7 protein-coding genes and 1 pseudogene are annotated in these 13,771 nt (G+C 71.1%); 6 read left to right on the top strand and 2 right to left on the bottom strand.

Annotated features, from left to right (window positions below):
- Window positions 1-13: 13 nt before the first annotated feature.
- Window positions 14-2,749: a LuxR C-terminal-related transcriptional regulator gene (locus O7543_RS06040; RefSeq protein WP_281554758.1), complete on the bottom strand. Its 2,736-nt coding sequence runs from the start codon at window positions 2,747-2,749 to the stop codon at window positions 14-16.
- Window positions 2,750-3,036: 287 nt separating this feature from the next.
- On the opposite strand from O7543_RS06040, the gene O7543_RS06035 reads away from it, so the two are divergent.
- The 4 genes from O7543_RS06035 to O7543_RS06020 all read left to right on the top strand — a co-directional run bounded on the left by O7543_RS06035 (window position 3,037) and on the right by O7543_RS06020 (window position 9,967).
- Window positions 3,037-4,131: a glycosyltransferase family 4 protein gene (locus O7543_RS06035; protein ID WP_281555573.1), complete on the top strand. Its 1,095-nt coding sequence runs from the start codon at window positions 3,037-3,039 to the stop codon at window positions 4,129-4,131.
- 184 nt (window positions 4,132-4,315) lie between these two features.
- Window positions 4,316-6,094 carry a SpoIIE family protein phosphatase gene (locus tag O7543_RS06030; RefSeq protein ID WP_281554759.1) on the top strand — a complete coding sequence of 593 codons (1,779 nt, stop codon included), beginning with the start codon at window positions 4,316-4,318 and terminating at the stop codon, window positions 6,092-6,094.
- Window positions 6,094-7,131: a cobalamin B12-binding domain-containing protein gene (locus tag O7543_RS06025; RefSeq protein ID WP_281554760.1), complete on the top strand. Its 1,038-nt coding sequence runs from the start codon at window positions 6,094-6,096 to the stop codon at window positions 7,129-7,131. The genes O7543_RS06030 and O7543_RS06025 overlap by 1 nt, the downstream gene beginning before the upstream one ends.
- A gap of 301 nt (window positions 7,132-7,432) precedes the next feature.
- On the top strand, window positions 7,433-9,967 hold the full coding sequence (locus O7543_RS06020; protein ID WP_281554761.1) for an EAL domain-containing protein: 2,535 nt from the start codon (window positions 7,433-7,435) through the stop codon (window positions 9,965-9,967).
- 110 nt (window positions 9,968-10,077) lie between these two features.
- On the opposite strand, the pseudogene O7543_RS06015 reads toward O7543_RS06020, so the two are convergent.
- Window positions 10,078-10,476 (bottom strand): annotated as a pseudogene (locus O7543_RS06015) (OsmC family protein); the annotation flags it as partial.
- A gap of 454 nt (window positions 10,477-10,930) precedes the next feature.
- Between O7543_RS06015 and O7543_RS06010 the strand changes: the two are divergent.
- A complete protein-coding gene (locus tag O7543_RS06010) occupies window positions 10,931-13,231 on the top strand; it encodes an ATP-binding domain-containing protein (protein WP_281555574.1) in 2,301 nt (766 codons plus the stop codon).
- A 371-nt stretch (window positions 13,232-13,602) separates the two neighbouring features.
- Window positions 13,603-13,761 carry a hypothetical protein gene (locus O7543_RS06005; RefSeq protein ID WP_281555829.1) on the top strand — a complete coding sequence of 53 codons (159 nt, stop codon included), beginning with the start codon at window positions 13,603-13,605 and terminating at the stop codon, window positions 13,759-13,761.
- Window positions 13,762-13,771: the final 10 nt, after the last annotated feature.

Raw genomic sequence — 13,771 nt, 5'->3', positions numbered from 1 at the left:
GCTGCCGGTGGGCTCAGAGCAGACGCAGTTCACGTGCCCGGCGTACGGCTTCCCGGCGGCGGGGGGCACCGAGCTTCTGGTAGATGTTGCGGACGTGGGTCTTGACTGTGTTCACCGACAGGAACAGCTCGGCGGCGATCTCCCCGTTGGACAGCGTGCCCTGCAGGTACCGCAGTACGGTCAGTTCCCGGTCGGTGAGCGGTTCGGTCAGCGCTGGCGCCGGACGGTGCCGGTCGGCGTGCCGCCGACCGGCACCGTCGACGAGATCATTGACCAGGTTCCGGTGCCGGGTCGGTGAGTCGAGGTGCTCGACCAGCAGCTCCCGCGCGGGAGATCCGGCGTGGTTGAACACCAGCCGGTGACCGTCCGGGGCGGCCAGGTCAAGCACCTGTTCGAGCAGCTCGCGGGCTTGACGCCGGTCGCCCATCCGGTGGGTGGCGACGGCCGCGACCAGCCCGGCGTTCAACCGTTCGAGCAGGGTCATCGGCTGGCGTTGCGTCTGGATCACCAGCGGGTCCGCCGGTGGTTCACCGTCCGGTGCCGACCACTGGGGGAGCACCGCCAGAGCATCGGCCGGTCCGTCGGCGAGCAGATGCAGCCGGGCCAGTGCGATCGTCACCGCCGGTGAGCGGTCGTCGTGGATCTCGTTCGACAGCAGTTCCCGGGCCCCGTCGAGGTCGCCGCAGGCCATTCGGGCCTCAGCGAGAGCCAGCCGGCGCAGCCGGCTGTGCTGACCGTCGGGCGGGTCCCGGTCCACCGGTGCCGTCGCGAGCAGATCGGCGACTGCGGCGAAGTCCCCCTCCGCCTGTCGAAGCGCGGCCCGGACCACCGGGAGCAGCCCGGTGACCGTCCCCGGTGTCCCGGGCACGACCAGCGCTGCGGCCAGATCCAGCTGCCGGGTCGCGGCGGGCAGTTCGTCGCGGCACAGGGCGACCATGGCGAGCGCAAGATGAGCGGCGGCGGCGTGGCCGGCACACCGACGTCCCGGGCAGGCCGCAGTGACCAGGGTCTGCTGGGCGATGCGGTGAGCGGCCGTCAGCTCGCCCCGCCGGGCATGCAACAGCGCCAGTTGACCGGCGGCGTACCGGGTCGGGCAACCGTACCCGTCGGTTGACGGAGCGGTGACCAGGCCATTCAGCATCGCCTCGGCGCCGACCAGGTCGCCGTGCGCGAACCGGACGGTTCCGAGCATCGCCGTCGCCACCGCGCGTGCCCGCTCACCCAGGGTCTCCGTGCCCCCGGCCGGTGCACCTGCGGTCGTCGTGGCCAGGCCGCTGGTGGCGAACAACTCGTCGGCGTAGCTCAGCGTCTCGTCGTGATATCTCCCGTCGATCGCGTCCACGAGCCGGGTGGCGATGCTGGTCGGTTCCTGGCCGAAGGTGTCCGGCGGCGGCCCGGCCGGCGCCTGGCCGGCGGTCTCCAACCGGTCGACGGCGGCAGCCAGCGCCAGGCCCGAATGGCCAAGGTCCCGGCCGGTGGGCACCGGGGTGTGTCGGGCGTCCTCGTGACCGCAGAGCAGCAGTTCGGGCCAGTGCTCGTCAACCAGTTGGCCGGCACCGAGCAGGTCACCGCAGGCCAGTCCGTGCCGGACCGCCGCCAGTGGCCGGCCGTGAGCGCGATGCCACCGGTACGCCCGCTCGTGCAACTGCGGGATCTCGTCAGGGAACCGGCTGGTCAACTCGGCGTACAGCACGTCGCTGAGCATCCGGTGACAGCGGTACCAGGCCGGGTCGCCGCCCGCAGCGACGATGAAGCCGCCGGCGTCGCGGGCGGCCGCGGCCAGTTGCTCCTCGCCGTCGTCGCGCCCGGTCAGTTCGTCGGCCAGCGGCCCGCAGACCCGGTCCAGCACCGAGGTGCGGACGAGTGTCTGGTGTGTCAGCGCAGCCTGCCCGGCGAGCACTTCAGCGGACAGGTAGTCGGCGGCCGGGTCAGGATCGGCACCGACGTACTCCCGTACCGTTGCGGGTCTCTCGCCAGCCTGCAACGCCAGGCCAGCCAGCCGCACCCCGGCCGGCCACCCCTCGGCCCGGTGGTGCAGCTCGCGGATCTGGTCGTTGGCCGGGCCGAGACCCTGCGCGCCGACCAGACGGGCGCTCTCGGTCAAGGTCAGCGCGAGCTCGGCGGCCCGGATCTCGGTCAGCTCACCGGTCAGCCGGTACCGGTGCAGTGCGAGTGCCGGTTCGGCGCGGCCGGCCGCCACCAGACGCAGCCGCCCACGGCAGTGCCGCAGCAGGAACTCGATTCCCCGGACCACCTCGGGATCGGTGATGGTGTGCGCGTCGTCCAGCACCAGCAGGACCGGCTCCGGCTGGGCGGCGATCACCGACGCGAACCGGGGCAGGAAAAGCTCGGGATCGGCACGGCCGGGAGCGGGCGGCGCGGGCCGGTCCGGGTGCCGGCGGGCCGTCTCGGCGGCGAGCGCTGCGTGCAGGTACGACCAGAACCGGTCGCCGCGGTCGGCGGGCTCGAGAGTCAGCCAGATCGCACTGCCCCTGGCCCGTCGGTCGACGAACCAGCCGGCCAGCAGCGCGGTCTTGCCCCATCCGGCCGGTGCGACCAGCAGTGTCAACGGGCCACGCGTACCGATCTCCAACCGGGCGGTCAGCCGTGGCCGGTCGAGCAGGCCGGCCGGTGGAGCAGGCGGGGCGGTTTTCGATCCGAGCAGCGGCACCGGATCGAGGTTCGTCGGGGCGGTCGGCCGGAGCGCGCGATGGTGTCCCGCCACGGTTTCCTGTCCGGCTGTGCGCATCCGCCACTCCCGTCGCCGTGCCGGCGGTGCTGGCTGCGCGCCTGCCGGCCCTGACTGTGTGTCGCGGGTGGCGTTCCCCGACCTGTCCGGTTCTAACGCGCCATCGTCGCAGCGGACCATTCCGGTTGAGTTACCTTGGCCCGTCCGGCGCTGACATATCAGTTTTTATCCCTCCCTACCGGGTACCCGGTGAACATCCGGCCGTGGTGTCGGCTCAGCGCAGGGGGTGCGCCGTGAACGACGTTCCGTCCACGCACACCGAGCAGCACAAGCCGCTGCGGATTGCCATGATCGTGCCGCCTTACTACGAGCTACCTCCGCCCGGCTACGGCGGCGTCGAACAGGTCTGCGCCGCTCTGGTCGACGCGTTGGTCGCCCGGGGCAACGAAGTGACGCTTTTTGGAGCCGGCAGTCGGACCGGGACCGCCGCGAACTTCGTCAGTACCGTCCGGGAGTTGCAGTCCGACCGGCTCGGTCACTCACTGCCGGAACTCGTGCACCTGGCTCGGGTGGACCGGCTGATCGAGGACGACACCTTCGACGTCGTGCACGACCACACCACAGTCGGTCCGCTCGCCGCCGCCCGCCGACGGGTACCGACGGTGGTCACCGTGCACAATTCGCCGGACGGCGAGCTAGGTGAGTATCTGCGTGGTATAGATCGATCCGTCGCATTGGTGGCGATTTCCTACGCGCAGCGTCGAGTGGGTAGCGGCCTGCCGTGGGCAGCGACTGTGCACAACGGATTGGCCGCCGAGGTTCGGCCCAAGCCGGTGCCGGCCGACGGCCCGGTGCTGTGGCTCGGACGTTTCGCCGCGGACAAGGGCCCGGACCTGGCGATCGAAGCCTGCCGCAAGGCCGGAGTGCCGCTCGTTCTCGCCGGCAAGGCGACTGAGCCGTCCGAGCGGCGCTATCTCGAGGACGTCGTCCAGCCGATGCTCGGCCCCGACGTCGAACTGCTGGTCAACCCCGACCGACAGCGGTGTTGGCAGCTACTCACCGAGGCCCGGTGCCTGCTCATGCCGATCCGCTGGGAGGAACCGTTCGGGATGGTGATGCTGGAGGCGATGGCCTGCGGCACCCCGGTCGTCGCCCTCAACCGGGGTGCGGTGCCGGAGGTGGTGCGACACGGCGAGACGGGGATGGTCTGCACCGACCCGGCCGAGCTACCGGAGGCCATCGAGCAGGCCGGGGAACTGGACCCGCAGGTGTGCGCGGAGCACGTACGGCTGTCGTTCTCGCCGGATCTGATGGCGTCCCGGTACGAGCGGATCTACCACCGGTGGAAGTACGCAATGTCGCTCGCGGTGCCGTCCGACGGCGAACCGGAGCTGGCGCGGCGACCGGAGCGCGACCTGTTGCCGCTGGTGGTCGACGGTTGAGCCAGTTGGTGCGGGCGGCTGGCCGTCGCCCGCACCAACTGCGGAGGCGGGCGGCCCACGGCCAGCCGACTGCGCAACTACCGGGTGGCGATTCGCGACCAGCCGCGTAGGGTGGAGCACGAGCAACGGTCCCGGTGCGCCTGTCCGGGCCGGTCGACCGGGACAAGGGAGTGAGGCCTGGCTGGTGAGCACCGCCGAAGTCACGGACCGGGAACCGGGCGATGGGCGGGTCTGTACACCCGAGTCGACGGCGACGGGGCCTTCCGGAGCTGTCCCGTTCGGTGCCACGGCTGACCCGCGACTGCGGCACGGGGAGCCGTCCACCGCGACCCCCGGTGGACCGCCCGGTCAGGCCACCGTCGACAACTTCCGCGAAGGGCTGCTGATCTGCGACGGTGCCGGGGTGGTCCGGCAGCTGGACGCCACCGCCCGACGGCTGCTGCCGGAGCTGGTTCTTGGGCAGGCGGCCTCCGCCAGCGGCATCGCCGGGCTGGACCTGGCTACCTTCGACACCTCCTCTACCGCTGAGCTGACTCACCACGGGCATCGGCTGCGGTTGCGCCGGGTTCCCCTGGCGCACGACCGGATCGCCTGGTATGTCGATGATACGACCGAGCGCACCGCGCGCGCCGACGCTTTGCTCGCCGAGCGGGCCCGCTGGATGTTCCTGGCCAACGCGAGCCAGCAACTCGGCAACCCACTGCATGAGGACCGGGCGGCTCGGGCCGCCGTGCGGCTCGCGGTGCCAACGCTCGGACAGTTCGCGGTGCTGGTGGTCGCACCTCACCGTGGTCGCGCCAGTTGGTGGCGGGCCAGCGACCCGGGTACCGGTGGGAAACCACCGGTCGACGGCGGCACGATCGCGGTGGACGAGTTGCCACCGGCGTTCACCGAGGCGTTGCGTGGCGTCGAGGTGACGTCCCTGGACTGGCTTGCCGAGCAACTCGTCGACCTGGGTTGGCTGTTCCCGCCGCCGGGCCGGGATTTCGCCGTACGGGTCGCCGCCCTGCCGGGCAGCACGCATCCGACCGGTGTGCTGCTGGTCGCCCGACCTGGTCCGGTCGGGTTCGACGACGCCGACCTGCACCTGTTGCGGGGGTTTGCCGCCCGCGCCGGCTCCGCCCTCGACGCCGCGGTGCTCTACCGCCACCAGTCGGAAGTCGCGGAGACCCTGCAGGCTAGCCTGTTGCCGGCGGTGCCCCGACGGGTGCCGGGTGTGCAGTGGGGCACCGCGTACCGGCCGGCCCCGTCGTCGCTGCGTATCGGCGGCGACTTCTACGGCGCATTCGACCTGCCCGAGCGCGGGGTGCTGTTCTTTCTCGGCGACGTCTCCGGGAAGGGCGTTGAAGCGGCGGTGTTCACCGGCCAGGTACGCCAGGCGCTGCAGGCGCTGCGTAGTGTCGAGACCGATCCGAGACGACTGCTCCGGCTGCTCAACGAGTCGGTCCTGGAGACGACTCAGGCCCAGGGGCAGGGCCGGTTCGCGACGATGGTGCTCGGGTCGGCCCGTCCGGCCCGCGACGGTGGTCTGACGCTCACCCTGGCCGGCGGTGGTCACCTTCCGCCGTTGGTGCTGCGCGGCGACGCGACGGTGCAGACGGTGCCGCTCAGCGGCATGCTGATCGGCGTGGTCCCGCAGCCGAGGATCGGCCAGTTGACCGTCGACCTCGCGCCCGGTGAGACGTGCCTGCTCTACAGCGACGGGGTCACCGAGGCCCGTGGCGGGCGGTACGGTACCGAGCAGTACGGTCTCGACCGACTCACGCAGGCGCTGCAGGGGTGTCATCAGATGCCGGCGCCGGCACTCGCCGAACGGGTGGAGCAGTTGGCGGGGGACTGGCTGGCCGGCCGCGAGCACGACGACATCGCCGTGCTCGCGGTGCGCGCCGATCCGCCTGGCCACCGGCAGCGGGACCGGCATGTGCCCGTGGCGCCCGACCCACGGCGGGAGAACCGCCGGTAGTGGCCGCACCGACACCTGTCGAGGTAGGTGGCGCGTACCCGGCACTGCTGGCCTGCCTGGCGGCCGCAGACGAGGTCGCCGCGCTGGCGTTGGCCGACGAACTGCTGGCGGCCGGGGTCCCGGCCGAATCGGTACTGCTGGATCTGATCGCGCCGGCCCAGGTCCAGGTCGGCCGATGGTGGCAGCGCAACGAGTGGTCGGTGGCCCAGGAGCATGCAGCGACGCACATCAGTGAGTTGATGGTCGCCGCGGTCACTACCCGGGCCGCGCCCCGGCCACACCGGGGCAGGGTGATCGTGGCCTGCATGGACGGGGAGTGGCACGCGTTGCCTCCCCGACTGGTCGCCGAGGTCCTGCGGCTGCGTGGCTGGCAGGTCACCTTCCTGGGCGCAAGTGTGCCGGCCGTGCACCTGATGACCTATCTGCACCGGCACGACCCGGTGGCGGTGGCACTGGCCTGCGCGTTGCCGATGCGTCTACCGCAGGCGCATCGCACCGTCCAGGCCTGCCAGCGGGCCGACGTGCCGGTCCTGGTCGGCGGCCGGGGCTTCGGACCCGACGGCCGGTGGGCCCGGGCAATGGGGGTTGCGTGGGCTCCGGACGCCCGTGCCGCGGCGGACCTGCTCGCCGACTCCGACGGTGACCTGGCCCGGACCGTCCGGGCGACCAGCCGGCTCGGCGGTGAGGAGTACGCCGGGCTGGTGAGCCGGCGCGCCGAGATCATCGACGTCGCGCTGGACGATCTGCGGCACCGGGAACCGTCGACGGCCGGCTACACCACCGGGCAGTGGGACGCGACGATCGTCGATCTCGGTCACCTGGTGGACTTCCTCTCCGCCGCGGTCTACATGGACGACTCCACGCTGTTCGTCGATGCCGTCGACTGGACGGCCGAGATACTCGGGTCCCGCGGCGTCCCGGTGATCGGGGTACGACGTACTCTGAGTGCATTCGCGAGTACATTGCGCGACTTTCCTCGGGCCTATCAATTTCTGCTCGACGGCCGGCGAGCCCTTGACCCCTGCGATCCAAGCTGATTTCACTGGCGGGGTCGGCGGATTCGGTGGCTGGCAGTTGATCGGTCTGTCCCCTTTGCGGGGCACTAGTCGCGAACGTGTTCACCGACTGTTCCCAAAAACGGGCGCAAAGTAATTAACGCAATAATAATCGCGTACTGGCGCAAAAGACATTTAGCTATACCAAGCGCAACTTATCTTCCCTATCCTTCGGGTGTATCCCAGGGGACTGAGGGGGTGGCGACATGCGTGACAACGATTGGCTGTGATCCCGGACCTGTTCGATGGACGGTGAGTTATGAGACGCTGACGCGAGGCTCATGTGGATGAAGCTGTCCAGGCGGGAAGTGAGGCGACGGCAACGGTGCGTGGCGACGGGGTGGATCGGCGGCTGACGCCGCTCGTCGGGCTCATCGTCTGCTGTGGTCTGGTGGCGATGGCATGGGCGGTGTCCGGGATCGGCGCACCGCCCAGCCTCCCCGCCCTCTACTACCCCCTGGTGCTCACCAGCCTCGTCGCTGTCGCGAGTGGCTGCACCGTACCGATCCGGATCCGAACCCCGCAGGGCATCTCGCCGACCAGCGCCGCGGTGCTGGTGTCGGTCGCGGTGCTGCCGGCGCACTGGGTCGTCGTGTGCACGGCCGTAGGCGTGGCCGTCGGGCGTTCCGTCGCCCGGTCCACGCCGGTCAAGGTGGCGTTTGCCACGGCTAAGGAATCGATCGGCGCGCTGGCCGCGGCGGCAGCCGCGATGTGGGCCGGTCTCGTGCCGGTGCTGGGCGGCACCAGCCACCTCACCCGCTCCTGGACGGTCACCGTCGTCTCGCTCTGCGTCGCGGCGCTGGCCTACGCGGTGGTCGACGAGACGCTGCCGGTGCCGGTGGTCGCGCTTGCCGACCGGACGTCCTGGCGGCGGGTGGTGCGCCGGGGCGCTCGGATGCGGGCCGGTGTGAAGGTCGCCACGTTGCTGCTCGCCCTGGCCACGGTGGTGGTGGTGGCGGTCGACGCACGCCTGCTGGTGGCCACCCCGTTGGCGGTCCTGCTGCTGCACTCGAGCTTTCGACGGCGGCTGCATCTGGCTGAGGAACGGTCTGCCTGGCGGCAGTTGGCCGAGACCACCGACGCCCTCAACAGTGTGGACCTCGACGCGGTACTGCGCACCGCGTCGTCCGGAGCCGCGCGGCTCTTCTCGGCCCGAACCGTCGAGATCGAGTTCCAGCACGGCCCGCAGCGACGCCTGGTGCGGGGCGATGAGCACGGCCTACGGTACGACGGTCCGGCCGATCATGCGGTGCCCGGTGTCGGTGGTGACCTGGTGACGGTGCCGCTCGGCGCCACCGGTGGCACCGAGTGGGCCGCCGGTGCGCTGCGGCTCGCCCTCGCCGGCGCGGGTCTGTCCGACCGCGAGCGCTACACGTTGCGTACCTTCGGCGCGGCGCTGACCACCGCGATCCGCAACGCCATCGCCTACGCACAGGTGATCGACCTTGCGGCCCGGCACGAGCACGACGCCACCCATGATCCGCTGACCGGCCTGGCCAACCGTCGACACCTGCGGGAACGACTCACCGCCACCTTGGCCGACCGGCACAGCCTGCCGCGTACCGCCCTGACGCTGATCGATCTCGATCATTTCAAAGAGGTCAACGACACGCTCGGGCACTCCGCTGGCGACCAGGTTCTGGTGGAGGTCGCCCGACGACTGGACCGGGCGGCCGCCGGTAACCTTGTGGCCCGGCTGGGTGGCGACGAGTTCGCCATTCTGCTCACCGGACACGCGGCACCGGCCCGCGCCGAGCACCAAGCGGCACGGATCCTGCAGGTGCTGCATGACCCGATGGATCTCAACGGGATCCGGATCAGCCTTCGGGCCAGCGCCGGACTGGCCACGGCGGACGGCAACGCCAGCACCGAGGAACTGTTGCGGCGGGCGGACGTCGCGATGTACCAGGCCAAGGAGAGCGGCCGCGGGCTGACCAGGTACGACCGTAGTCGGGACACCGCTGACCCGGACCGGCTGGCCCTGCGCGGGGAGCTCCCCGCCGCGCTGGCCGGTCACCACTACGCGGTCGGCTTCGACCCGATCGTCGATCTCGGCAGCGGGTCGGCGGTCGCCGCCGAGGCGGTGGTGCGGTGGGGCAACGCCGACCTCGGTGACCAGCCGGCGGCCGGGATACTCGCGCTGGTCGAGCGCTCCGGCTGGCTCGCCGAGTTCACCCGGGGGATGTTCGACCGGACGCTCGCCGCCACCCGGCTGCTACGGGACGCCGGCTTCGAGCTCCCCGTGTCCATCGGCATCTCCGCGCGGAGCCTGCTGGATACCGGGTTCCCCGCCGACGTGCGGCACCAGTTGGATGCGCACCGCGTGCCAGCCGACCAGCTGATCGTCGAACTCACCGAGACGACCGGGATCAGCTGCCCGGACATGGCGCTGAGTGCCCTGCACCAGTTGCATGACGACGGGGTGCGGATCGCGTTCGCCGGATTCGGCACCTCCGACGCGCCGCTCTCCGCGCTGCTCCGCATTCCAGTGCACCTGGTGAAGGTCGACCATCGGCTGCTCGCCGTACCGGAGAACTCGCCTGCCGCGCTGCGGTCACTGGTCGGCCTGGGCCGCGACCTCGCACACACCGTGGTCGCCAACGGGGTGTCCACCACGGGACAGCGACGGACGCTGTGGGAGCTGGGCTGCGCCGCAGGTCAGGGCAGTCTGTTCGGTCCGGCCGCCGCCAACGTCGACGAACTGGTCGCGATGCTGCGCCTTGGCCGAGACGGGGTCGTTGGCGCGCTCGCCCCGAGCCTGCATCCGGGAGCGAACATCGTCCGGATGCCGCGGCTGCGTCGGGCCGGATCAGGGTGACGGTGAGTCGGATCTGGTCAACGCGGCGGCGTCCGGACCGGGTTGCCGCCACTGCCGACTGGATGGTGGTGCTCTGCTGCGGCGCGGTCGTCGTCCGCTCTGGCGGCGACGACGTCGACGGTGTGCCGCGCGCCGTCCTGTCCGGAGAACGGCCAGAGTAGGTCGGCCCGTCGGGCCAGGGCGGAAAGCTGCTCGACGGTCAGCCCGCAGGAGGCGACGCTGGCCCGCACGTCGGCGCGGTACCGGCCGTCGGGGTCGCGTCGTAGCCGGGTCTCGGCGTGCACCTCGACGGTGTGCGACTCGTCGGTGATCTCGGAGGCCGCCTCGACCGCCGCGTGGTGCAGGCAGGACGCGAACGCTGCAGCCAGCAACTGCTCCGGGGTGAGGCCGCCGCCGTGCGGCGCCAAAGGGGAGGCGAGCCGGCTGGAGAACTCGCCGTCGTCGGTGCGGACCCGACCCGCCTCGGCGGTTGCCGAAGCCTGGTGAACCCAGGGTTCCGAAGCACCCATCACGCCTCCTCCGCGTCCTGCCCGGCGGGTGCGTACCCGTGGGTGAACCGGCGAAACACGGGCGGTCGCCTGGCGAACCGGTCGGCAGCACCGAGATCGGGCCGGCGGCGAGGCCAGGCAAGCGAGGAAGACGGTGGCGACGACCAGCGGCTATCGTTGACGTTCCGCCAACGAAGGTGCTCTCGTCAGCGAGATGTCTTCGTCAGCGACGTGGTTCCGTCAGCGATGCGTCCTCGTCGGCGATGTGCTTCGTCAACGCATCCTCACAAGAAAGAAGACGCCTCTGCGGCGTCTGACAATCGCGGCTAACAACAAGGGGGCACACTTGTCAAGTGCGGTGCAGGCACCCGGGCGTGACAACATCAACGGTGTGGATCAGACCGTCACCGACACCGACCGGCCCGAGGAACTGGACCGGGCCGCCGATCTCGCCGCGGAGCAGCAGTACGTCACCATGCTGCATGAACAGCTGGACTCTCTGCGGGGGATGGCGCAACGGCGGCTCGCGACCGCGCTCCGGCAGACCGGTGGCACGCCGCAGGCGCGCTCCGAACGCGAGGCCACGGTAGCACTGCACACCGAACGGATAGCGCAGTACAGCGCAGTGGAGAACGGACTGTGTTTCGGTCGGCTCGATCTGACCGACGAGGGACACCGCTACATCGGCCGGATCGGGCTCTTCGACGAACAGGGCGATTATGAGCCGTTGTTGATCGACTGGCGGGCCCCGGCCGCCCGACCCTTCTACCTGGCGACCGCCGCGGCGCCGGACGGTGTCCGCCGCCGGAGGCACATCCGCAGCCGGCTGCGGACCGTCACCGCGATCGACGACGAGCTGCTCGATCTGGAACTCGCCCGGGACCACCGGACGAGCACGCTGACCGGTGAGGCGGCGCTGTTCGCCGCGATCACCGCGGGTCGGACCGGGCGGATGAAGGACATCGTCCAGACCATCCAGGCCGAACAGGATGAGATCATTCGGGCACCGGTGGACGGGGCGCTGGTGGTCCAGGGAGGCCCGGGTACCGGTAAGACCGCCGTCGCGCTGCACCGCGCCGCGTACCTGCTCTACACCCACCGCCGAGAGCTGTCCAGCCGGGGTGTGCTGGTGGTCGGGCCGAACGCGACCTTCCTACGGTACATCGCTCAGGTCCTGCCGTCGTTGGCCGAGACCGGGGTGCTGTTGCGTACCCTCGGAGAGCTGTATCCCGGGGTGCGTGCGACCCGGACCGAACCGGACCGGGTCGCGGAGATCAAGGGTCGGGCGGCGATGGCGGAAGTGGTGGCGGCCGCGATCCGGGACCGGCAGGAGGTGCCGGACGAGCCGGTGCTGGTCGACGTGGACGGCCACCAGCTGCGGATCACCGCGCAGATCTGCGCCGACGCGCGCGAACGTACCCGCCGGTCGGGACGGCTGCACAACCTGGCCCGCCCACTGTTCGACACCGAGATCGTGCACGCGTTGGCTGACCAGATCGCCGACCAGATCGGCATCGACCCGTACGCGGACGATCCGCTCGGTGGCGACGACGCTCCCGGTGATCCGCAGGTGCTGGCCGAGGCGGACCTCGCGGAGATCCGACGGGAACTGCGCGCCGACCCGGCGCTGCGGTCGGTCCTGGACCGGTTCTGGCCGGTGCTGACCCCGCAGCGACTGCTCACCGACCTCTTCGCCTCGCCCGAGCGGCTCGCGGCCGCCGCCCCCGACCTCGGTTCCGCCGAACGCGACGCGCTCCGGCGCGCCCCCGGCGGTGGCTGGTCGCCGGCGGACGTACCGCTGCTCGACGAGGCAGCCGAGTTGCTCGGTGTCGACGACAGCGCCCAGCAGGCGCTCGCCGAGGCTCAGCGCCGCCAGCGGCTCGAGTACGCCGAGGGAGCGTTGGACGTGCTGCGCGGGTCGGAGTCCATCGACGTGGAGGACGAGGCGGAGCCGGAGATCCTCGGCGCGACCGACCTGCTCGACGCCGAGGCGCTGGCGACCCGGCAGGTGGCTGGTGACCACCGGACGGCTGCCGAACGGGCGGCGGCGGACCGTACCTGGACCTTCGGCCACGTCGTCGTCGACGAGGCCCAGGAACTGTCCGCCATGGCGTGGCGCCTGCTGATGCGCCGCTGCCCGAACCGGTCGATGACAATCGTCGGGGATGTGGCCCAGACCGGGGCGTTGGCCGGCGCGGAGTCCTGGGCGCAGCTGCTGCGGCCGTACGTGGCGGACCGCTGGAGGCTGGCCGAGCTGACGGTGAGCTACCGCACTCCGGCCGAGATCCTGGCGGTGGCTGGTCGGGTGCTCGGCGCCATCGATCCCGCCGCCTCGGTGCCCCGGGCGGTCCGCGAGTCGGGCGTGCCGGTTCGGTGGGAGCGGGTGCCCCGGGCCGGCCAGCTCGTCGACGGGCTGGTCGAGCTGATCCGGGCGGAACTGTCCACAGTCGGCGACGGGCGGCTCGGGGTGATCGTGCCGGCCGGCCGGCACGACGGGTTGGTGGAGCAGGTACGGGGGGCAGTTGACCGGGTCGCGTCCGGTGAGCAGCCCGACCTCGAGTCGCCCGTGGTGGTGTTGACCGTCGCGCAGGTCAAAGGGTTGGAGTTCGACTCGGTCGTGGTGGTGGATCCCGCCGCGATCGTCGCTGACTCGCCACGGGGCCGCAACGATCTGTACGTGGCGCTGACCCGGGCTACCGCGCGGCTGGCGGTGCTGTACCCCGGGGAGCTCCCGTCGATTCTCGGCGCGGTCGGCTCCGGCGGCGCTGGCGAGTAGATCGGCTAGCAGGCCGGCTGTGGCGCGGTCCCGGGCGCTGTCCGGTGGAGGGGGAGAGCGACCGCGGCCGTTGCTGAACCGTTATCTGACCCGGGCGGTGCGTCCGGCTTGTCCACCAGCTGTGGACGAGCCGGACGCGCCGTTGGTCATAGGAGCGACAAATATCGCCAAAACCAGACAACCTCGGGTCCGTTTCCGATCGTCGGGGGGCGGGGTGCCGGTGGGGCTGGCGGTGTCCACGGGGTCGGCCGCGTAGGGTGGTGTACGGCAGCTGTCCGTAAGATGGCGTGTCAGACAACCTTCGGTGACGTCGGCCCCTGTCCGGGCCGCAGTTGACAGACGCACCGCACGAAACTCGACACAGTTGGGAGGTGGCCGGCGTGGATTACCTGGCCTACCTGGATGCCGGTTCTGGCAGCCTGATCGTTCAAGCGGTGGTGGCTGGCGCCGCCGGCGTGGTCGTCGCGACCAAGCTCTACTGGCGCCGGCTGGTCAGCCGGTTCCGTAAGCAGCCCACCAAGAAGGACTGAGCGGCCCGGC

Source organism: Solwaraspora sp. WMMA2080 (assembly GCF_027497395.1).
GTDB lineage: Bacteria > Actinomycetota > Actinomycetes > Mycobacteriales > Micromonosporaceae > Micromonospora_E.
Note: the sequence above shows the minus strand (reverse complement) of the source record. Positions and strands in the feature narration are given on the sequence as shown.